This window comes from Agrobacterium sp. SUL3, from assembly GCF_001263295.1.
Classification (GTDB): domain Bacteria; phylum Pseudomonadota; class Alphaproteobacteria; order Rhizobiales; family Rhizobiaceae; genus Agrobacterium; species Agrobacterium tomkonis.
In genome coordinates this window covers 303,997-325,879 of sequence record NZ_KQ414505.1, presented here as the reverse complement: position 1 = coordinate 325,879, position 21,883 = coordinate 303,997, and the positions used below count along the sequence as shown (strand labels likewise).

Annotated in this window: 18 protein-coding genes and 1 riboswitch; of the genes, 3 read left to right on the top strand and 15 right to left on the bottom strand. The window is 59.4% G+C overall.

Annotated features, from left to right (window positions below; genetic code table 11):
• Positions 1 to 89: 89 nt before the first annotated feature.
• From metE to xylF, 4 genes are all read right to left on the bottom strand, one after another.
• A complete protein-coding gene (metE, locus tag AKG12_RS15975; RefSeq protein ID WP_052819693.1) occupies positions 90 to 2,441 on the bottom strand; it encodes a 5-methyltetrahydropteroyltriglutamate--homocysteine S-methyltransferase in 2,352 nt (783 codons plus the stop codon).
• Between the two features lie 100 nt (positions 2,442 to 2,541).
• Positions 2,542 to 2,758: riboswitch (cobalamin riboswitch) on the bottom strand.
• 60 nt (positions 2,759 to 2,818) lie between these two features.
• Positions 2,819 to 3,601 carry an ATP-binding cassette domain-containing protein gene (locus AKG12_RS15970; RefSeq protein WP_046799804.1) on the bottom strand — a complete coding sequence of 261 codons (783 nt, stop codon included), beginning with the start codon at positions 3,599 to 3,601 and terminating at the stop codon, positions 2,819 to 2,821.
• An 18-nt stretch (positions 3,602 to 3,619) separates the two neighbouring features.
• Positions 3,620 to 4,924: a sugar ABC transporter permease gene (locus AKG12_RS15965; RefSeq protein ID WP_404801044.1), complete on the bottom strand. Its 1,305-nt coding sequence runs from the start codon at positions 4,922 to 4,924 to the stop codon at positions 3,620 to 3,622.
• A gap of 87 nt (positions 4,925 to 5,011) precedes the next feature.
• Positions 5,012 to 6,052, bottom strand: a complete 1,041-nt coding sequence (gene xylF / locus AKG12_RS15960; RefSeq protein WP_046799806.1) for a D-xylose ABC transporter substrate-binding protein — start codon at positions 6,050 to 6,052, stop codon at positions 5,012 to 5,014.
• A gap of 244 nt (positions 6,053 to 6,296) precedes the next feature.
• On the opposite strand from xylF, the gene AKG12_RS15955 reads away from it, so the two are divergent.
• The gene (locus AKG12_RS15955; RefSeq protein WP_052819585.1) at positions 6,297 to 7,529 is read left to right on the top strand and encodes an ROK family transcriptional regulator; all 1,233 of its coding nucleotides are present in this window, start codon (positions 6,297 to 6,299) and stop codon (positions 7,527 to 7,529) included.
• Between the two features lie 48 nt (positions 7,530 to 7,577).
• Here AKG12_RS15955 and AKG12_RS15950 read toward each other — a convergent pair whose 3' ends face one another.
• On the bottom strand, positions 7,578 to 8,474 hold the full coding sequence (locus AKG12_RS15950; protein ID WP_052819583.1) for an acyl-CoA desaturase: 897 nt from the start codon (positions 8,472 to 8,474) through the stop codon (positions 7,578 to 7,580).
• A 174-nt stretch (positions 8,475 to 8,648) separates the two neighbouring features.
• Here AKG12_RS15950 and AKG12_RS15945 point away from each other — a divergent pair, with 174 nt between their 5' ends.
• Complete coding sequence (locus tag AKG12_RS15945; RefSeq protein ID WP_052819581.1) at positions 8,649 to 9,026, top strand: metalloregulator ArsR/SmtB family transcription factor; 378 nt, start codon at positions 8,649 to 8,651, stop codon at positions 9,024 to 9,026.
• Between the two features lie 56 nt (positions 9,027 to 9,082).
• Here the strand turns inward: AKG12_RS15945 and AKG12_RS15940 are convergent, their stop codons facing one another.
• The 9 genes from AKG12_RS15940 to AKG12_RS15900 form a co-directional block, all read right to left on the bottom strand.
• Positions 9,083 to 10,627 carry a glycerol-3-phosphate dehydrogenase gene (locus tag AKG12_RS15940; protein ID WP_052819578.1) on the bottom strand — a complete coding sequence of 515 codons (1,545 nt, stop codon included), beginning with the start codon at positions 10,625 to 10,627 and terminating at the stop codon, positions 9,083 to 9,085.
• A gap of 267 nt (positions 10,628 to 10,894) precedes the next feature.
• Complete coding sequence (gene mce, locus AKG12_RS15935) at positions 10,895 to 11,311, bottom strand: methylmalonyl-CoA epimerase (protein WP_052819576.1); 417 nt, start codon at positions 11,309 to 11,311, stop codon at positions 10,895 to 10,897.
• A 13-nt stretch (positions 11,312 to 11,324) separates the two neighbouring features.
• Positions 11,325 to 13,466, bottom strand: coding sequence for a methylmalonyl-CoA mutase (scpA, locus tag AKG12_RS15930; protein WP_052819573.1), 2,142 nt, complete (start codon positions 13,464 to 13,466; stop codon positions 11,325 to 11,327).
• Between the two features lie 142 nt (positions 13,467 to 13,608).
• On the bottom strand, positions 13,609 to 15,612 hold the full coding sequence (locus tag AKG12_RS15925) for an acetyl-CoA carboxylase biotin carboxylase subunit (RefSeq protein WP_052819571.1): 2,004 nt from the start codon (positions 15,610 to 15,612) through the stop codon (positions 13,609 to 13,611).
• A 4-nt stretch (positions 15,613 to 15,616) separates the two neighbouring features.
• Positions 15,617 to 16,018: a hypothetical protein gene (locus AKG12_RS15920; RefSeq protein ID WP_197283327.1), complete on the bottom strand. Its 402-nt coding sequence runs from the start codon at positions 16,016 to 16,018 to the stop codon at positions 15,617 to 15,619.
• Positions 16,019 to 16,053: 35 nt separating this feature from the next.
• Entirely contained in the window at positions 16,054 to 16,614 is a 561-nt protein-coding gene (locus AKG12_RS15915) for an RNA 2'-phosphotransferase (RefSeq protein ID WP_052819569.1), read from the bottom strand.
• 35 nt (positions 16,615 to 16,649) lie between these two features.
• Positions 16,650 to 17,027: a hypothetical protein gene (locus AKG12_RS15910; RefSeq protein WP_046799812.1), complete on the bottom strand. Its 378-nt coding sequence runs from the start codon at positions 17,025 to 17,027 to the stop codon at positions 16,650 to 16,652.
• A gap of 122 nt (positions 17,028 to 17,149) precedes the next feature.
• A complete protein-coding gene (yghU, locus tag AKG12_RS15905) occupies positions 17,150 to 18,046 on the bottom strand; it encodes a glutathione-dependent disulfide-bond oxidoreductase (RefSeq protein WP_046799813.1) in 897 nt (298 codons plus the stop codon).
• Between the two features lie 102 nt (positions 18,047 to 18,148).
• Positions 18,149 to 19,681: an acyl-CoA carboxylase subunit beta gene (locus tag AKG12_RS15900; protein ID WP_052819566.1), complete on the bottom strand. Its 1,533-nt coding sequence runs from the start codon at positions 19,679 to 19,681 to the stop codon at positions 18,149 to 18,151.
• A gap of 119 nt (positions 19,682 to 19,800) precedes the next feature.
• On the opposite strand from AKG12_RS15900, the gene AKG12_RS15895 reads away from it, so the two are divergent.
• On the top strand, positions 19,801 to 21,219 hold the full coding sequence (locus AKG12_RS15895; protein WP_046799815.1) for a helix-turn-helix domain-containing protein: 1,419 nt from the start codon (positions 19,801 to 19,803) through the stop codon (positions 21,217 to 21,219).
• Positions 21,220 to 21,232: 13 nt separating this feature from the next.
• Here AKG12_RS15895 and AKG12_RS15890 read toward each other — a convergent pair whose 3' ends face one another.
• A complete protein-coding gene (locus AKG12_RS15890; protein ID WP_046799816.1) occupies positions 21,233 to 21,880 on the bottom strand; it encodes a DNA-3-methyladenine glycosylase family protein in 648 nt (215 codons plus the stop codon).
• Between the last annotated feature and the right edge of the window lie 3 nt (positions 21,881 to 21,883).

Sequence of the window (21,883 nt, the reverse complement as noted above, 5' to 3'; positions counted from 1 at the left end):
GCATCTTGCATCTGCCTGCGCATAGCCCCTCCCAAGGGATTTCATCGTAAATGATGATCGAGGCCCGGTTTTTCGCCGGGCCTCGCCTATTATCGGGGCAGCGCGCGCCGAAGTTCCGCAGCTGCGGCGACCATGTTGACGAGCGCCGGTCTCACCTCTTCCCATTTGCGGGTTTTCAGGCCGCAATCCGGGTTGATCCAGAGTTGCCGATCGTCAAGCCGCTCTCGCGCCAGTGCCAGAAGGTCAACCATTTCGCCGACGGCCGGTACACGCGGCGAATGGATGTCGTAAACGCCGGGGCCGATCTGGTTCGGATATTTGTAGGTCCGGAAAGCATCCAGCAGTTCCATCTTCGAACGTGAGGTCTCGATGGAAATCACGTCGGCATCCATTGCGGCAATCGCATCGATGATCTGGTTGAATTCCGAATAGCACATATGGGTGTGGACCTGTGTGTGATCGCCCACGCCGCTCGAGCAAATGCGGAAGCACTCCACCGCCCAGCCGAGATAGTGCTGCCAATCCCGATGCCGAAGCGGCAGACCTTCACGAAGAGCTGCTTCATCGATCTGGATCATCTGTGCGCCTGCCGCCTCGAGATCATTGACCTCATCACGGATGGCCAGCGCGATCTGCCGGCATGTCAAGCTTCTGGCGATATCGTCGCGCACGAAAGACCAGTTGAGGATCGTTACCGGACCGGTCAGCATGCCCTTGACGGGTTTATCAGTGAGTGACTGCGAATATTCCCACCAGCGAACCGTCATCGGTTTCGGCCGCGACACATCGCCGAAGATGATCGGCGGGCGGACATAACGCGAGCCGTAACTCTGCACCCATGCGTGCTGGGTGAAAGCGAAGCCGGAAAGCTGCTCGCCGAAATATTGCACCATGTCGTTGCGCTCGAACTCGCCGTGAACGAGGACATCGAGACCTATTTCTTCCTGCCAACGGATGGTTGCTTCGGTTTCCTTTTGCAGAAAGCCTTCATATTGCGCATCTGTCAGGGCACCTTTCGCATGCGCGGACCGGGCCTTGCGCACCTCCAGCGTCTGCGGGAAGGAGCCGATGGTCGTCGTCGGGAAGAGCGGCAGGGTGATGGCCTGCGCCTGCACCTTCTGCCGTTCGGCAAAGGCGCTCGTCCGCTGCCTGTCGGCCTCGCCGATCGTTCCGATACGTTTCTGCACGGCTGTATTCGTCACCTTTGGCGACGAGGCGCGTGTGGCAGCTGCCTTCGAAGCCGCGCCCAGTTCAGCCGCAACCGCAACCTTGCCCTCACCGAGCGCCCTGCCGAGCGTCGCAAGCTCGCCGAGCTTTTGGGCGGCGAAGGAAAGCCAGCTTTTCAGGTCGGCATCAAGGCCGGTTTCCAGTTCGAGATCGACGGGAACATGCAGCAGCGAGCAGGAAGGAGCAATTTGAAACGCTTCTACGCCCCGCGCGGCAATGGCCGCTTCCAGCCGATCAACGATTGCCGCAAGATCGGCACGCCAGATGTTACGACCATCAATGACACCAAGCGAAAGGACGCGATTTGCGGGCAAAGCCTTCAGCACAGCCTCGAACTCATTGGACGCACGCACCAGATCAATATGAAGACCCGCGACCGGAAGTGCCACAATGGTTTCCAGATTGTCCTCAAGCCCGCCGAAATAGGTGGCAACGAGGATTTTCAGGTCCGGGGCGGCTTTCGACAAGGTCTGATAGGCCATCGTGAACGCATGGCGTTCACCCTCGGAAAGGTCCAACGCCGCAACTGGTTCGTCGATCTGTACCCAGTCCGCACCGGCCGCATGCAGGCGGCGCAGCAGTTCTTCGTAAACAGGCAATAGCTTCGCCAGCAGATCGAGCGGCTTGAAAACGGCCTCCCGCGCCTTGGCAAGCTTCAGGAAGGTGACCGGACCAAGGATGACGGGACGAGTGTGAATGCCGAGCGCCTTCGCCTCAAGAAAATGCTCGACCGGCTTTTGCGAGGTGAGCACGAAATGCTGATCCTCGGAAACCTCCGGCACCATGTAATGATAATTCGTGTCGAACCACTTGGTCATCTCCAGCGCCCGAACGCCCAACCCGTGAAGGTCATCTGCCCCGTGGGCGTGGCCGCAACCCGCATGGGCCTCGCTCTGGCTGCCACGCGCCATGGCGAAATAGGTCGACAGGGAAACATCTTCACCTTCCCATCCGTAAACCGAGGGAATGGCACCCACCATCACGGCTGTATCAAGAACATGATCATAGAGGGAGAAATCATTGGAGGGGATGTGGGTGATCCCCTTCTCGCGCTGAAGCACCCAGTTTTCGGCGCGCAGCCTGGCGGCGGTTTCAAGAAGTTCCGTCTCGGGGATCTTTCCCGACCAGAAGCCTTCAAGCGCGAACTTCAATTCGCGATGGCGGCCAATTCTCGGAAAACCGAGCGATGCGACTGGAATGGTCTTGTTTGGCATTGTCATACCCCATTTGGTTGTGGGGGCATGGGTAAAGCGGACGCGTGCAGGCCCGACCTTTGCCGAACCATTGCAGCAACCACCGGGACACCCCGCCCGTGGACGTTATTTTGTCCTGGCAGGTCTCCTGGCTTACGGGTCGTCGCCTTTGCCCGTCTTCCCGGGAGTTTTCACCCCAGTGACGTGGATGGACAAAGGCTCGCCGCTTACAGTTGCGGGGGCAGCTCCGGCCTTGCCGATCGTCGGCGCACCGGATTCCCTCTTAGCTCCGGGATTGAAACATTCAGGCCCGGAGAACCATGACGCCAGCATTTCTCACCACAAGCGTCACGATGTCAATAGACATAAAGAAATCTTTATGTCTTTATTTCCTCAATTCAGGATGCGACCGCGCCCGGCCCCGGAACGGCACCTGAGGGCACCTTGCCGAGAATGATCATGCCCAGAACCTCGTCTTTAGTGACATCCTCAGTCCGGGCATGGCCGACAACCTTGCCGTTTTTCATCACGAAGACCCGGTCGGCAAGATCGAAGACATCGTGAATATCGTGGCTGATGAGGAAGATGCCGATGCCCTGCCGTTTCAGCTCCTTGACGAGATCGCCCACCTGCGCCGTCTCCTGCGGCCCGAGTGCCGCCGTTGGCTCATCCATGATGAGGATGCGGGCATCGAACAGAATGGCGCGAGCAATGGCGACGGACTGCCGCTGGCCACCGGACAGCGCCTTCACCGGCTCCTTGAACCGCCGGAAATTGGGGTTGAGACGCCCCATCACCTCGCGGGCTGAGGCTTCCATGGCGACATCATCAAGCGTGCCCCATTTCGTTTTCAGCTCGCGACCGAGATAAAGATTGGCCGCCGCATCGACATTGTCGGCCACGGCCAGCGTCTGGTAGATGGTCTCGATGCCGTATTTCTTGGCGTCGCGGGGATTACGGATATCCGCATCCTCGCCATTGATGAGGATATCGCCGCCATCGCGCCGGTAGGCGCCGGAGAGGATCTTGATAAGGGTCGATTTGCCCGCGCCGTTGTGGCCGAGAAGGGCGACCACCTCACCGGGGAAAAGGTCAACAGAGGCGTTTTCCACCGCATGGATGCCGCCGAAGGAAATGGAAATATTGCGCATTTCCACGAGGGGCGTGACTTGGTCCGTCATAGGAGTTCTCCTCGGTTCTTACTTGGCGCGGGCGCGGTAGATGGTGTCGAGCCAGACGGCGACGACCAGAACCACACCGACGACGATGCGCTGGAAGGGCGTATCAATACCCACCAGCACCATGCCAGATTGCAGCGACTGCATGACGAGCGCGCCGAGCATCGCGCCCGCTATGGTGCCGACACCGCCGGCAAGCGAGGTGCCGCCGATGACGGCCGCCGCGATGGTGTAAAGCTCGTCCAGCTCCCCTTGCGCATTGGTGGCCGCATTGAGGCGAGCGGTCGAGATGGCTGCGGCGATGGCGCAGAGAACGCCCATCAGCGTGAAGATCTTCACCGTGACCCAGCGGGTCTTGATGCCGGCCAACTCCGCAGCCTCCGGGTTGCCGCCAATGGCGAAGACATAACGCCCGAAGCGCAGCCGCGTGGCGATGAAGGTCATGACCGCACCAACCGCAAGCGCCATCAGCACCGGAACGGCAATGCCGTGCGCAATGAACAACCCGCCTTCCGGCCAGGTTATGCCATTGGCGTCAGCATAGTTGCGGGCAATGTTGATCGGCCAGGGGTAGCTGTTCACCACCGCCACGAAACCGATAACAATGAGGCAGCCGAGCGCCACCAGAAAATATTCCGCCCAGACCGGCCGCAGCGGAAAACCGAAACGGCGACGCTGATGGCGGGAATTCAGGATGGCCGCCACGATGGCGACGCAGGCCACGACAGCGGCGATCCAGCTCCAGGTCGCGCCAATCGAGCCATTGGTGCCGCCACCCATCAGACGGAAGGTGGAATCCATCGGCGCAACGGTACGCCCGCTGGTAATAAACCAGGTGCCACCGCGCCAGACCAGCAACCCGCCGAGCGTGACGATGAAGGACGGCACGTTCAGGAAAGCGATGATCGAACCCTGCAACATGCCGATGGCGCCGCCGACGAGAATGCCGGTGAGAAGCGTGACAATCCATGTCGCCCAATGTTCGAAACCGAGAAGCTGCGGCAGGATTTCCGCCTGCATGACCCCCATGATCATGCCGGAAAAACCGAGGATCGACCCGACCGACAGATCGATATTGCGGGTGACGATGACAAGCACCATGCCGGTTGCCATGACAGCCACGGACGCGGTCTGCACTGAAAGGTTCCAGAGGTTTCGCGGCGTCAGGAACAGGCCGCCAGACAGGATATGAAATCCGATCCAGATCAGAAGAAGCGCCCCGACCATGCCGAGCAGCCTGGTATCCAGCTCCGTGGCACTGATGAAGCGCGTTATCGAGCCTGTCTTTTCCGTCTTTTGCGACGCTGTGGAATTGGATTGGGTCATATCGGCCATGAACTGCCGGTCCTCCTTACATCTGAAAGGCGCCACGCCACCGATGTGGCGCAGCGCCCAAAGCTGGACCCTTGGGTCTTAGTCGCAGGCCTTCACGGTTCCGGCCTTCACACCCTGGCAGGCCGTTTCCTTCTTGATCCAGCCGGCATCGATGACGACGTTCAGATTGTCCTTGGTGATCGCGATCGGCTTGAGGAAGACCGACTGCATCGCTACCTTTTTCGGACCGCCATCAAAGCTGGTGACACCCTTGATTTCCGTCATCTTCTTGCCGCCGGCCAGTTCCAGCGCGATGCCGGCTGCTTCCTTGCCGAGTTCGCGGCTATCTTTCCAGACCGATACCGTCTGCGTGCCCAGCGCGACGCGGTTAAGTGCCGCGAAGTCGGCATCCTGACCGGAAACGGGAACCGAACCGGCCATGCCCTGCGCAGCGAGAGCGGCAATAGCGCCACCGGCCGTGCCGTCATTCGAGGCGACGACCGCATCAACCTTATTGTTATTCTTGGTCAGGAACTGTTCCATGTTCTTCTGGGCATTTTCCGGCTTCCAGCCATCGGTATAGGCTTCGCCGACATTCTTGATCTTGCCGCCGTCGATGGCGGCCTTCAGCACTTCCTGCTGGCCGGCGAACAGGAAGTCCGCATTCGGGTCGGAAGACGAGCCCTTGATGAAGACGTAGTTACCTTCCGGCTTGACCTTGAACACTTCGGCTGCCTGAAGACGGCCGACTTCCTTGTTGTCGAAGGTGATGTAGAAGGCGTTCTGATTTTCGATCAGGCGGTCATAACCAACAACCGGAATGCCTTCGGCAACGGCCTTCTCCACCGCCGGGCCAATCGCGTCGCTATCCTGCGCCAGAATGATCAGCGCATTGGCGCCCTGCGAAATCAGCGACTCCACATCGGTCAGCTGCTTTGCGGCAGAAGACTGCGCATCGGCGGAAATGTATTTCGCGCCGGCCTTGTCGAGTGCTGCCTTGATGGCCGCCTCATCCGTCTTCCAGCGCTCTTCCTGGAAATTCGACCAGGAAACGCCAACGACGAGATCAGCCGCGATGGCGGCGGTATGCAGGGAAACGAGTACGGCCGTACCCGCCAAAAGCTTGGCAAACGAATTCATGATGTCCTCCCGGTAAGGGCGAAGCCCCACACCTCCATGCAGGGAAAACGCCCGGAAAAAAGCTGACGGTCTCTGTGATTTCACAATTTTCTCGACAGTCGAGAAAATTAATGTCAGAGATTCCCAATGCTGTCAACAACGGCTGCGGGCAGCATCCGGGTGCCTTGATCTTCGCTCTGGCATGCGCCATCAGACGGGGGTCAACACCACAGGAAAAAGCCGTTCAGGGAGCAGGCCCCAGCCCATGTCCGCCATTGCAAGTACGGAACTGGTGCGCCAGAAAAACAGCCTGTCGGTTATGGCGGCCCTGCGCCTGCACGGCAGCCTTTCCCACACCGACATGTCTTCCTTCACCGGGCTCGCCTCGGCCACCGTCTCCGCCATCACCATGGAACTTGAGCGCGCCGGCCTCATTCTGCGCAAGGAACAGCTCGCCGCCACCGGTCGCGGGCGGCCGCGCATTCTCTTTGCGCCGCGCGGCGCATTCTGCCACGTCGCCATCGTCATCATTTCTTCCGACAGCGTGCAATATTCGCTGGTTGATTATGCCGGCAAGCTGGTGGATCGCTTCACCGAACAGAGGTTAGCTGCCGAAAAAGGCACATTCGGCGGGGCAATACTCGCCGGCCTCGCACGGCTTGCGGACCGCTCGCGCATCGATCGCCACAATATTCTTCAGGTATCGATCAGCAGCAAGGGGCTGGTGGATGCGGCAGCGGCAACGCTCGTCTGGTCACCGGTACTCGGCAATGAAAGGATCGATTTCCGGCAATTGCTTTCCGCTGACGGCCGCAATCGCGTGACACTGAACAACGAAACCCTGCTCGCCGCCAAGGCCATCAGGATGCGCGAGCAGACGAAAGACGACCCGGCGCCGGAAGCGCTCGTCACCCTGTCGCTCGGCCACAGCATCGGCCTCGGCATCGCCCGCTCCGCAGGCGGTACAATCGAGGTCAGCGCCCCCAATTTTGGCCATATGCTGCATCTGGCCGATGGTGCCCTGTGCCGCTGCGGCACCAAAGGCTGTATCGAAGCCTATTCCGGGTTCTACGCCATCCTACGCTCGGCTTTCGAAGCCCCGCCCCAGGCCGAACCGGCCAAATTCGTGCCGATTGCCGAAGTAGACAAGATCGCCGCTTCCGCCCGCGCCGGCGCACGCATGGCGCGCTTTGCCTTCCGCACCGCCGGGCTGGCACTGGGCAACGGTCTTTCACGCCTGTTCAGCCTGCATGGCCATATGCCGGTTTTTGTGACAGGACCCGGCACCCGTTATTTCGATCTTCTGGAAAACGGCCTGCATGATGGCCTTGCGCAATCGCAGGCGGTACGTTTCGGCGGCATGCCCAAAATCAGCATCGCGCCCGACGAACCGGAACTGGTGTTCGAAGGGCATATGGAACACGCGCTTTCCGCTGCCGACGACTATATATTGAGCGCCGATGGCCCGGAGAGACCGGTGAGAAATTCCGCGATTTGACAGGTGCTAAACGCTCGCCCGTAACGAGACGCAGCTATTGGCCGCTCACTAAAGCCGACGCAGGCCTTCGCGATGCGCAGTATTTTCCGGCAATTTAACCGCAGTGGCAATATCGAGCCGTATGAGCAACTGGATGAAATTCCAGCCAAGATCAATCTGTCCCGGCTCCAGGCCGAGCCGTGCCGATTCCGGAAAAGCGTGATGGTTACCATGAAAGGATTCGCCGAAAGTGAGCACTGCTGCTGTCGGAATATTGTAGCCCTGCACAGCGACATTATCGACTGCCCACACCTGTTGGCCTCCACGATGCGCATAGTGACCGACAAGCCAATGTCCGGTCAACGAAACCGAAATGCGTACTGCAATGCCCCAAACCACCCAACTCCAGCCACCGAGAAAATAGAACAATAGTATCCAGGGGAGTTGCTGCGCCATCCAGCTACGCTCCAGGAAACGGTAGAAACGATCGTTTGCAACCTCCGGCTCAATAAGGAACATCGGCGGGTGCTTGAGTATGACTGCGCAGTGCATCTGCCACCAGGCGTCGACGAAGAAGGACCGCCGGTGAGCGAACAGGTCATGGCATGTTATTTGCCGCTGCGCCCAATCGCGTATGTCATGTGCGTAGATCATGCCAAAAGGTCCGGCCATGCCGACCAGCGTCCCCAGATAGACCAATACACGCTCGACCGACTTGCCGGTGCGGAACGAGCGGTGGATCAGTAGCCTGTGCATTCCCACCGAATGTCCGGCGCAAATGGTGATGGCGGTCATGATAACGAACAGAGTGAAGCCACCCCAAGAAAATGTCAGCGGCCCGAAGATAACCGCGACCGCCATCATCGCGCCCGTCCACACCGACTTCGCCGGCATCCAGCATACGCGCCCTTCCGTTGCATCACTCAGCGGTTGCGAGATCATACGTCCTGTGGAAATCGTCGCCATCCGCCCCGCCCTTTTCTTGCCTGACCCGCGCGCAATCTTGCACCATCACCCAGCGGATGATATTTATTTAGTCTATGAGCTAATTACCTTTTTAGCAGACTTATATAATTAGGCAATTAGCTAATTAACTTGAGTGCTGATATTTATGAATCATCGAGGAAGGTTTGGCATGTGATGGAGCAGGAAAACGATTCCGAAAGGTTGGCCGAGCAGGTAACGACTCCACCCATGCAGCTTGTTTTTGAGGCGCTGGCGTCGGCCCCGCGCCGTAAAATCCTGGCCTATCTTACCCACACAGATCTTACGGCCGGCGAAATCGCCGCACGCTTCGACATGTCGAAACCCTCCATCTCGCAACATTTGAATGTGCTGGAAACCGCCGGTTTGATATCGGGCAAACGGGAGGGCCAATTCATCCGCTACTCGCTGACACCCAATAAGCTGGTGAATACTCTCAACAGCTTTGTTCAAGATGTCTGTCCTGTCGGGCGGCCGCTGAAGAAAGAAAGCAAGGAGTTGGCCGACTTGAAAAAAAGCACGAAGGAGCGATGAACGCTCGATAGAGACCGTTCAACCTGCTCCGGAGTTCGTATTGCTGATGCTGATGCTCAGGCCCGCTCCGCCACGGCTTCGGTTTTTTCCCTGCTGCCTGTCAGCATCGCCACGAATTGATCCAGAGCGGCGGCCTCATCCTTGCTCAGACGCAAGCCCTGTTTCGTGCGCCGCCAGAGAATGTCCTCTGCCGCGCAGGCCCATTCGTGCTCAACCAGCCAGCGCACCTCGCATTCATAAAGCGTGCCGCCGAAATGCCGGCCGAGGCCAGGCACATCGGTGGTGGCGCCCAGCAGTTCCGCCGCCTTGGTGCCGTAGTTTCTGATGAGCCGCTCGGCATGGCGTCCGTCAAGGAAGGGATAGCGTGAGATAAGCGCCCGCACCTGCGCCTCGTATCTCTCAGCGCCGAAATCACCGCCCGGCAGGTGAGAGCCCGCCGTCCATGGTTTACCCTTATCGCCGATCGCCGCACCGATCTTTTCCAGCGCATGTTCCGCCAGCCGCCGATAGGTGGTCAGCTTGCCGCCGAAAATGTTGAGAAGCGGCGCTTCGCCGTCCCCTCCCTCCAACTTCAGCACGTAGTCGCGGGTGGCTTCCTGCGCTTTCGAAGCACCGTCATCAAAAAGCGGCCGCACACCGGAATAGGTCCAGATGATGTCTTCCGGCTTTACCGCTTCGTTGAAATAGTCGCTGGCGGCATTGCAGAGATAGGAAATCTCTTCCTCCGAGATGCGCACCTTCGCCGGATCGCCCTTGTAATCGCGGTCCGTTGTGCCGATCAGCGTGAAATCCCGCTCATAGGGAATTGCGAAGATGATGCGGTTATCAGGGTTCTGGAAGAAATAGGCGCGCGGATCGGAAAACTTCCTGCGCACGATGATGTGGCTGCCCTGTACGAGCCGGACATTATGAACATCCTTGCGGCCGAAGACGCCGGACAGCACCTTGTCCACCCAGGGACCGGCGGCATTCACCAGCATACGCGCCTTGTGCGTGGCCGCTCGTCCGGTTTTTTCATCCATCGTTTCGATGAGCCAGAGGCCGCCTTCACGCCGCGCGGAGACGACCCGCGTGCGGTTCATGATCGTCGCGCCGCGATTCGCGGCATCGCGCGCATTGAGTACCACAAAACGGGCGTCATCCACCCACCCATCGGAATATTCGAAAGCCTTGGCGAAAGCCGGTTTCAGCGGCTTGCCCGCCGGGTCCTTGCGAAGATCGAGCGTGCGGGTCGCCGGCAGCAGCTTGCGGCCGCCGAGATTGTCATAAAGAAACAGGCCGAGCCGGACCATCCAGGCCGGGCGTACGCCGCCCTTCTGGATGGGCAGAACGAAGCGCATCGGCCAGATGACATGCGGGGCCATGGCCCAAAGGATTTCCCGCTCCATCAGGGCTTCACGCACCAGACGAAACTCGTAATGTTCGAGGTAACGCAGGCCGCCGTGAATGAGTTTGGTGGCGGCGGAGGACGTGCCGGAGGCAAAATCGCCCTTTTCCGCCAGCGCCACGGAGTAACCCCTGCCCACCGCATCGCGGGCAATGCCGCAGCCATTGATGCCGCCACCGATGACAAAAAGATCGAAAATGTTTTCGCCGGACATGAAGCCTCCGCGACAATGCAGGGGAGGAACCCCTTATGGAAAGACAATTATATAAAAACGAAAACAAAACGAATGTCAAAAGAAAACAAACGAACATTGCAAAGGCAAGCAATATCTCCGCCATGAGCAGCGCTTCACAACGTCAGTCTCCCGGAGCACTTTCGCTTTTCTGCGAATCGCGAAAACGCTCTCACTCCTTGTTTGCCGCATTTCCTGACGGAAAATCGGGGGGCACTTTTTCTGGAAATGCTCTAGGAGATTTATGTTTCAGCCATATGTCTGAGAAACCTGCTCAAGCTCATAGAGCACGCCGCCCATGTCTTTAGGGTGCAGGAAGAGAACGGGATTGCCATGCGCGCCGATCTTCGGCTCGCCATCGCCCAGAATTCGGACGCCTTTTTTGACGAGATCGTCGCGGGCCACGAGAATATCAGGCACTTCGAAGCAGAGATGATGGGTGCCGCCACCCGGGTTTCTGTCGAGAAAAGCGGCAATCGGCGAATTTTCCCCGAGAGGATAAAGAAGTTCGATCTTGGTATTGTCAGCCTGAATGAACACCACCGTCACGCCGTGTTCGGGTAGCGATTGCGGTTCCGAGACATCTGCGCCCAACGCCCTGTAACGGGCCACGGCGGCATCGAGATCGGGCACCGCGATGGCGACATGATTTAGTCTTCCAAACATGGCCGTCCTTCCCTTACGCGTTCCGCCTGATGCCTTCCAGCAGATCTAGGACCTTGTTGGCGGCATCCATGACATTGGTGCCGGGCCCGAAGATTGCCGAAACCCCGTGGTCGAGCAGAAACTGGTAATCCTGACGCGGAATGACGCCGCCCACGACAACGACGATATCGCCCGCACCCTTCTGTTTCAGCGCCTCGACCAGCTGCGGCGCAAGGGTCTTGTGGCCCGCGGCCAGCGACGACATGCCGACCACATGCACCTTGTTCTGAACAGCAAGATCGGCCGCTTCGGCCGGCGTCTGGAACAGGGGACCAGCCAGCACATCGAAACCGATATCACCGAAGGCGGAGGCGATGACCTTGGCGCCACGATCATGCCCGTCCTGCCCGAGCTTGGCGACCATGATGCGCGGTTTGGTGCCGATCCTTTCCGCAACACCTGACAACCGGGCGGCGAGTGTGGCCAGCTCGGGCTCGTCCTTATAGGCCTCACCGTAAATATCGCTCACCACCTCCGGCACGGCGGCGTGATCGCCGAAGGCCAGGCGCAGCGCATCGGAAATCTCGCCAACCGTGGCACGGGCGCGGGCGGCGGCGACTGCTGCTTCGAGAATATTGCCCTTGCCGCTGCGGGCGACTTCGGAGAGTGCGGCCAGCGCTTTGGAAACATCTCCACCATCCCGGCGGCGTTTGGTGTCCTCAAGCCGGCGGATTTGCGCGGCGCGCACGGCGGCGTTGTCGATGTCGAGGACATCAATATCCTCTTCGGTCTCCAGCCGGTAACGGTTGACCCCGACGATGACCTCTTCCCCTTTGTCGACCGCTGCCTGTCGGCGTGTCGCGGCCTCCTCGATCAACCGCTTCGGCAGCCCCTCCGTTACGGCCTTGGTCATGCCGCCAAGCGCCTCGACTTCCCCGATCAGCGCCCAGGCCTTTTGCGCCAGTTCGTCCGTCAGGCTCTCGACATAATAAGAACCGGCCAGCGGATCGACGACCTTGGTGACGCCGGTTTCGTGCTGGAGGATAAGCTGGGTATTACGGGCGATGCGGGCGGAAAATTCCGTCGGCAGGGCAATAGCCTCATCGAAGGAATTGGTGTGCAGCGACTGCGTACCACCAAGCACGGCGGACATGGCCTCAAAGGCGGTGCGGACGATGTTGTTATAGGGATCCTGTTCCTGCAGCGAGACGCCGGATGTCTGGCAATGGGTGCGCAGCATCAGCGAAGAGGCCTTTTGCGGCTTGAACTCGTCCATAATGCGCGACCAGAGGAAACGGGCGGCGCGCAGCTTTGCCGCTTCCATGAAGAAATTCATGCCGATGGCGAAAAAGAACGACAGGCGGCCGGCGAAATCATCGACATTCAGCCCTTTCGCAAGGGCGGCCCGCACATATTCCCTGCCATCCGCCAGCGTGAAGGCAAGCTCCTGCACCAGCGTCGCGCCCGCCTCCTGCATGTGATAGCCGGAAATCGAGATGGAGTTGAATTTAGGCATCTCTTTTGCGGTATATTCGATGATGTCGGCGATGATGCGCATCGAAGGTTCGGGCGGATAGATATAGGTATTGCGGACCATGAACTCCTTGAGGATATCGTTCTGGATGGTGCCGGAAAGTTTTTCGCGCGAAACGCCCTGTTCCTCGCCAGCGACGATGAAATTGGCAAGCACGGGAATGACCGCGCCATTCATGGTCATCGATACCGAGACTTTTTCAAGCGGAATGCCATCAAACAGGATTTTCATGTCCTCGACGCTATCGATCGCCACGCCGGCCTTGCCGACATCGCCTTCTACCCGCGGATGGTCGCTATCGTAACCACGATGGGTTGCGAGATCGAAGGCGACGGAAACGCCCTGCTGGCCGGCGGCAAGCGCCTTGCGGTAAAAAGCGTTCGAGGCCTCCGCCGTGGAGAACCCGGCATATTGGCGAATGGTCCAGGGCCGCCCGGCATACATGGTGGCGCGCGGGCCGCGGGTGAAGGGCGCAAAGCCCGGCAGGCTTTCGAGATGGGACGTGTTTTGCAGATCGTCGGCCGTATAGAGCGGCTTGACCTCTATGCCTTCAGGCGTATGCCAGACGAGTGTTTCCGGTGACCGCTTCAGCTCCTTTTCGGCAAGCTGCAGCCAATCCCGCACCGTTTTTTCACCCGACATGCATCTCTCCCCTTCTGCATTTCATCTTAACATTGTGGCGGGCAATCGTGACCGAAATCCAGCCATGCCCCTGCCGGGCCAAACCTGCCGACCCCGTAAACCGCTCCGGCCCGCATCCGTTCCGGAGAAATGGTAACAGCCATCACTCGAATTCGAGGATCACCTCGTCAACAGCAAGGCTGTCGCCCGGCTTAGCCGAAACTTTCGCGACGCGGCCGCGTTTTTCCGCGCGCAGGATGTTTTCCATCTTCATGGCCTCCACCGTCGCCAGCGCCTGACCGGCTTCCACCTCATCACCCTCACCGACCGAGATGCCGGTGATGACGCCCGGCATGGGGCAGAGCAGCAGTTTCGAGGTATCCGGCGGCAGTTTTTCCGGCATCAGCAGCGCCAGTTCCGCCACGCGTGGGCTGCGCACGCGGGCGACAACATCCATGCCCCGCCAGCGAAGGCGGATCGCGGCACCGGCAAGATCAACCTTGGCGGCGATCACCTCGCCCGCCACCGTGAACAGGCCGAGGCTCTGGCCGGGAAGCCAGCCGGTATCGACACTCAGCGCCGCGCCGTCATCAAAACGGATCGCCGTGCCATCCGTGCCGGTTTCCACGCTGACGCTTCGATGGGACTTACCGAGCGAAACGACCCATTCGTGGCCAACGATGCGGCGGTGATTGCCGATGGTGCCGGAAATCTCCACCGCGCGGCTCTGAAGCCGTTGGTGGATGACGGTGGCGATGGCGGAAAGCTTGCGCGCTGAGGCCTCATCCGGCTCGACGCCGAAAAAGCCTTCCGGAAATTCTTCCGCGATAAAGCCCGTCGTCAGGCGTCCGGCGCGAAAACGCTCATGCTGCATGACGGCCGACAGGAACGGCAGGTTGTGGCCGATACCCTCCACCTCGAAACGGTCCAGCGCCTCTCCCATGGTGTCGATTGCCGTTTCGCGGTCCTCACCCCAGCTGCACAGCTTGGCGATCATCGGATCGTAATACATCGATATCTCGCCGCCTTCAAAAACGCCGGTATCGTTGCGGATGACGGTGCCGTTTTCCTGCTCGCCCTCCTGCGGCGGGCGATAGCGCGTCAAGCGGCCGATGGAGGGCAGGAAGTTGCGATAGGGGTCTTCGGCATAAAGCCGGCTTTCGATCGCCCAGCCGTTCAGCTTCACATCCGCCTGCCCGAACGAAAGCTTTTCCCCGGCAGCGACACGGATCATCTGTTCGACCAGATCAATGCCGGTGATGAGTTCCGTGACCGGATGCTCCACCTGCAGGCGGGTGTTCATTTCCAGAAAATAGAAATTACGGTTGCCATCGACGATGAATTCCACCGTTCCGGCCGAATGGTAGCCGACGGCCCTTGCCAGCGCCACGGCCTCTTGCCCCATCGCTTGCCGGGTCGCCTCATCCAGAAACGGCGATGGCGCTTCCTCGATGACTTTCTGGTTGCGGCGCTGGATCGAGCATTCGCGCTCACCGAGATAAAGAATGTTACCGTGCCGATCGCCCAGCACCTGTATCTCGATATGGCGCGGCTGGGTGACAAATTTCTCGATGAAGATGCGGTCGTCGCCAAAGGAGGACTTCGCCTCGTTTTTCGAGGACTGGAAACCCTCCCGCGCCTCGGCGTCGTTAAAGGCGATACGCATGCCCTTGCCGCCACCGCCGGCAGAGGCCTTGATCATCACGGGATAACCGATCTGCGATGCAATCTTCACCGCCTCTTCGGCATCACCGATCAGCCCCATATGGCCGGGGACAGTGGAAACACCCGCTTCCGCCGCGAGTTTCTTCGAGGTAATCTTGTCGCCCATCGCCTTGATGGCGCCGACGGGCGGGCCGATGAAAATGACGCCCGCCTTCTCTAGCGCCTCGGCAAAGGCGGCATTTTCCGACAGGAACCCGTAACCCGGATGTACCGCATCCGCCCCGGTCTTTGCGATAGCCTCAAGGATTTTGTCGATGACAATATAAGACTGCGACGAAGGGGAAGGGCCGATATGCACGGCTTCATCCGCTTGTCTCACATGCAGCGCATTGGCATCCGCATCAGAATAGACCGCGACGGTGGCGATGCCCATTTTCTTCGCCGTCTTGATCACCCGGCAGGCGATCTCGCCGCGATTGGCGATGAGGATTTTCTTGATCATGCGGTTATTCTCCCCTCGCATCGTCATCATCGTCGCGGAATTTCTTTTCATAGGGCATCAGCAAGATCGCCGAGGCAGCGGCCGCCGCGCCGAACAGGGACGCGATGGGCACGACGACCAGCAATACGGGCACGGCAGGATTTGCCGCACGGCCGATGCGCGCACCCAAACCGCCAATGTCGAGAAAGATCAGCGCTGCACCGACGCAGACGCCGATCAGCACGCCAACTGCCGCATTGAGCGCCATGAAACGCAGCATCTGCCGATGATCGAGCCGTGCGGCCTCCGGCGTCAGTCTGGGTTTCAGGTTGCGGTTACCGGATGCCTTACCGGAGCCAAGGCGAAACCCCTGCCGCAGCCAGCGTTGCAGCCAATCCATATCGATCTGAAATATACCGACACCCATTTCGCCTCCCTCCTCCATTATCAAATTTCACCCCGTCACCTGTCGCTTTCCGCTGAGGAATCCGCAGGCACGGTCAGATAGGAAAAAGGCACGGCATCCGTGAGCCAAACGCCATTATCGGCCAGGTAGAAACGGCAACCATCCGCAAACATCTGAGCGGCATCGACAACCAGGACCACAGGCTTTCCATGCCGTTGTCCGACGGTCAGCGCGGTCGTCCGGTCAGCGGAAAGATGAACCTGTTGTCTTTCCCCAGGGCGCAGGCCTTGCTGCAGGATGGAATCGAGAAAACGCGTCGCCGTACCGTGAAACAATTGCGTCGGCGGCTCGACCGGCGGCTGGCCAAGATCGACCTTCACGGAATGCCCCTGCGCCGCCCGGATGCGGCGACCGTCTTCCGATAGCGTAAAGCGCTTCTTGTCGCTTTCTGCGACGACCGCAAGCAAGCCTGCCTCATCGAGCGGCGTGCCACTCGCATTCGCTTTTGCCAAGAGATCTGCGACATCCGCCCAACCCTGATGATCCAGGGCGAGGCCAATACTTTCAGGCGCATGGCGCAGAACATAACTCAGGAACTTGCTGGTCGCTGTCGACATCGAATTTCATTCCCCGTTGACGGATGACAGCATCCTCAAATCTCGAAGAAATTCTCAAACGATTCGGGGAAATTCTGCCGGGCGACACGCTCGTCGATGACAAGCATCGCCTGATAGGACAGCGGATCAAAATTCTTTTCCGCCGGAAGAACTTCGCGGCCGAACAGCAGGTTGAGGCGGGCAGCGTCGAGATTGCCCCGTTCGAACGGTTCCGGACCGAAATGGTGCCAGAGCGAGTGCAGGAAGGCGGCGTCGATGCGGTGTTCCTTGGAGTCGTCGCGCGCCCTGCGGGGTATCATCTTGATGGGCGTCACCCCTTTTGGATTGGCGCGACGGATGGTGAACTGGACGCCCGTGCTTGGCATGCCGGAGGGAAACCCCTTGTGTTTGGTCATTTCGGGCAGGTTCGCCATGTCTTTTCCTTCCAGAAGCATTTTCAGTAAAAGCGGGTTCGCTTTATGTCCTGACAATGCGCAAATTCAAATAATGAGAGCGCTTCCACGGTCCAACAAACCAGAAGCGCTCCAGTCTCTCGTTATGCCTTGCCGATCTTATCCTGCGTCTTCGTGTCGAAGTCGGAGGCATCGTGGCGTTCATGCAATTGTTCGGACGGATCGCCCGAGGTCTTGTTGACGATCACGCCGCGTTTTACCGCCGGCCGTTCGCCGATTTCAAGCGTCCAGCGCATGACGTTCTTATAGCCATCGGCTTCAAGGAAAGCACCGGCATCGCCATAGGCCTGCCCGAGCGCGATCTTGCCATACCACGGCCAGACGGCCATGTCGGCAATCGTGTATTCGTCACCGGCCAGATAACGGTTTTCGGCGAGGTGCCGGTCCAGCACGTCCAGCTGACGTTTGACTTCCATGGCGTAACGGTCGATCGCGTATTTGATCTTCACCGGCGCATAGGCATAAAAATGCCCAAAACCGCCGCCGAGGAAGGGGGCGGAGCCCATCTGCCAGAACAGCCAGTTCAGCGCCTGCGTGCGGGCATTGCCCTCTTTAGGCAGAAACGCGCCGAATTTTTCCGCGAGATAAACGAGGATCGAACCGCTTTCGAAAACGCGCGTCGGCTCAGGCGTCGAATGATCCATCAGCGCCGGGATCTTGGAATTCGGATTGACGCCGACAAAACCGGAACCGAACTGGTCACCTTCGCCGATCTTGATCAGCCAGGCATCATAGTCTGCGCCCTTGTGGCCAGCGGCCAGCAATTCTTCCAGCATGATGGAAACCTTCTGGCCATTCGGCGTCGCCAGCGAATAAAGCTGCAGCGGGTGCTTGCCGACCGGCAGTTCCTTTTCATGGGTGGGACCGGCAATCGGGCGATTGATATTGGCGAACTGGCCGCCATTGCCCTTGTCCCAGGTCCAGACCTTGGGCACTTCATATCCGGCGGGGAAATTATCTGCAGAGGAATTTTCGGCCATAAAACTCTGTCCTTGTGCGTTTCGGGAGGGCATCCGAAGGTCCGGGCGCCTGAACATCATTATAGTAAGGTGGCCGAAGCATTTTTCCAGCCCCGCGGCGGATCAGAGCGGAATGGTATCGTGTTTCTTCCAGCGGGTTTCGACGTTCTTGTTGCGCAGCGAGGCAAACGCACGGGCGATGCGGCGGCGTGACGAATGCGGCATGATCACCTCATCGATGAAACCGCGTTCCGCCGCCACGAAGGGGTTGGCAAAACGCTCCTCATATTCCTTCGTACGCGCGGCGATCTTTTCCGGATCGGAAAGCTCGGAACGATAGAGAATTTCCGCAGCACCCTTCGCGCCCATCACGGCGATTTCCGCCGTCGGCCAGGCGTAATTCACATCCGCACCGATGTGTTTCGAGGCCATCACGTCATAAGCGCCGCCATAGGCCTTGCGGGTAATCAACGTCACCATCGGCACCGTCGCCTCCGAATAGGCGAAGAGAAGTTTCGCGCCGTGCTTGATAACGCCGCCATATTCCTGTGCCGTTCCCGGCAGGAAGCCCGGCACATCCACCAGCGTCAACAGCGGAATATTGAAGGCATCGCAGAAGCGCACGAAACGCGCCGCCTTGCGCGAACTGTCTATATCGAGGCAGCCGGCCAGCACCATCGGCTGGTTAGCGACAACCCCCACCGTCTGGCCTTCGAGACGGATGAAGCCGGTGATGATGTTGCGGGCAAAGGCTTCCTGCAACTCGAAGAAATCACCCTCGTCGGCCAGCGCGTGGATCAGTTCCTTCATGTCATAGGGCTTGTTGGAACTATCGGGGATCAGCGTATCCAGACGCGCTTCCAGCCGTGCGGGATCATCATGGAAAGGCCGGACCGGCGGTTTTTCGCGGTTGTTGAGCGGCAGGAAATCGAACAGCAGCCGCACATGTTCCAGCGTTTCGATGTCGTTTTCATAAGCGCCGTCGGCGACGGAGGATTTTTTGGTGTGGGTGGAGGCTCCACCCAGCTCTTCCGCCGTAACGATCTCGTTGGTGACGGTCTTCACCACATCCGGCCCGGTCACGAACATGTAAGAGGTGTCGCGCACCATGAAGATGAAATCCGTCATGGCAGGCGAATAGACGGCACCGCCCGCACAGGGCCCCATGATAACGGAGATTTGCGGCACGACGCCGGAGGCGATGACGTTGCGTTTGAACACATCGGCATAACCGCCGAGCGAGGCCACGCCTTCCTGAATACGCGCGCCGCCTGAATCGTTGAGACCGATCACCGGCGCGCCGTTGCGCACCGCCATATCCATGATCTTGCAGATTTTCTGGGCGTGGGTTTCCGAGAGCGAACCGCCAAGCACGGTGAAATCCTGGGAGAACACGTAGACCTGCCGGCCATTAATGGTGCCCCAGCCGGTAACGACGCCGTCGCCCGCCACCTTCTGCTCCGCCATGCCGAAATCCACCGCCCGATGGGTGACATACATATCGTATTCTTCGAAGGAACCTTCATCCAAGAGCACGTCGATGCGTTCGCGCGCCGTCAGCTTGCCCTTGCCATGCTGCGCCTCGATGCGCTTGACGCCACCGCCGAGCCGCGCCTCGGCGCGCCGCGTTTCCAACTGCTCCAGAATGCCGGGCATGTTTCCTCCATGCGTTGTCATTACGATCCATAGCCCAGAAAATAGTCGTCCAGAAGCCTTGATCGTGTGCGTATGCGTGCCATAAATATTTGCAATATTAAATTTTGCAAAGTTGCAACATGGCGACGGAAAAACTCTTCATCGGCCGCAAGGTTCGCGGCCTTCGCGAAAACGCCCGCGCCACGCAGGCGCAATTTGCCGAACGGCTGGGTATCTCCGCAAGTTACCTGAACCAGATCGAGAACAATCAACGCCCGGTTTCCGCCAGCGTTCTGGTGACGCTGGTGGAAAAATTCCAGCTGGACATGGCGGAACTGGCGACCGGAGAAAACGACCGGCTGGTTTCCGCCGTGCGCGAGGCGCTGAAAGACCCGCTATTCCTGAATTACGAGCCGGGGCTACAGGAATTGAAGCTGATTGCCCAGAACGCGCCGGGTTTTGCCCATGCCCTGCTGCGCGCCCATCAGGCTTACCGACAGAACAGCGAACAGCTGGTGCAGCTCGACGACCGGCTCGGCCGCGGCACCGCGCAGGTGGAAAGAACCCCCTATGAGGAGGTGCGTGACTTCTTCCACTTTGTCGACAATTACGTCGCCGAGATCGACCTTCTGGCCGAGGAACTGGCGCAGGAACTGGAGATAGAAGGCGGCGAGACCTATGGCATTCTGGCAGCGCATCTGCGCAACTGTTACGGCATCCAGATCACGAGAACCGAGGCGGCGGGCGGCCTGATCCGGCATTTCGATCCTGCCAGCAAAACCCTCGCCCTCAGCTCCTATATGGCCGCGCCGACCCGCTGCTTTCAGCTTGCACTACAGATCGCCCAGCTTCACGCCGGCCCAACGGTGGACAGGGTGCTGGCCGGCGCCGGTTTCCGCAATGCGGAAGCCGCAGAAATCTGTCGTATCGGGCTGCACAATTATTTCGCCGCAGCCCTCATCCTGCCCTATGGGCAATTTCACCGGGCGGCGCAGGAGCTGCGCCACGATCTCGAGCTTCTGGCCGTTCGTTTCGGCGCGAGCCTTGAGCAGGTGGCCCACCGGCTGAGCACCTTGCAGCGGCCGGGCATGAAAGGCGTGCCGATCTTTTTTGCCAAGATCGACCGCGCCGGCAACATCACCAAACGCCACAGCGCCACACGGCTGCAATTTGCCCGTTTCGGCGCGGCCTGTCCGCTGTGGAACATCCATCAGGCTTTCGAAAGCTCCGACAGGATCGTGCGGCAGCTGGCAGAAACACCTGATGGCGTGCGCTATCTTTCCATCGCCACCCAGATCGAAAAGGCCGGCGCCGGTTTTAATACCGAGAGGCCGCGTTACGCTATCGCGCTTGGCTGCGAAATTTCCCATGCGCAGAATTTCGTTTATGCCGATACGCTCGATCTCGGCAATTCAGCCTCCTTCAAACCAATCGGCATTTCCTGCCGGGTCTGTGAAAGGGTGGATTGTGTGCAGCGCGCCGTACCGCCGCTGAAACGCAAACTGCAATTCGATCATCTTTCGCGTGGAGCATTGCCCTATAGCATCGCAGATTTTTAGCCTTCAGAGCCGCTCAGGGCAGCGGCACCATGGCGCGGCGCATGATGTTGGCATAATAACCCCAGAAAAGCCGGGCGGCGACGGAGCGCCACGGCGACCAGAGTGTCGCCCGTTCCGCCAGCCATTTCGCTTCCGGCCTCACTTCCAGATCAAGCGCATGCGCCACCGCCGATCTCAGCGCCACATCCCCCACCGGAAAGATATCCGGATGCCCGCCGCAGAACATCAGATAGACTTCCGCCGTCCACGGGCCGATGCCACGAAGCGCGACCAGTTCGGAGAGGGCAGTTCCCGCCTCCTTGCGCACCACGCCGTCCAGATCGATCTGCCCTTCCGTGACGGCAAGCGCCAGCCCTTCCAGCGTCATTGCCTTGGCACGGGAAAGGCCGAATGTGGCGCGTAGCTCCTCCGGTGCGGCCAGATAATTTTCCGCCGTGACCACACCGTCGGTGCCGGCAAGAATTCGCGCCCAGATGGCATTGGCGCTGGCGCGCGACACCATCTGCGAGACGATGATATGGGCAAGGCCGGCAAAACCGGGTTCATGGATGCGCAGTTCCAGCGGGCCGGCTTTTTCGATGACGAGGCTGAGCGCAGGATCGAGGCGGGCCAGATGCTCCAGCCCTTCGTTGATATCATCCATTCTGGTAATGATTTTCATCTT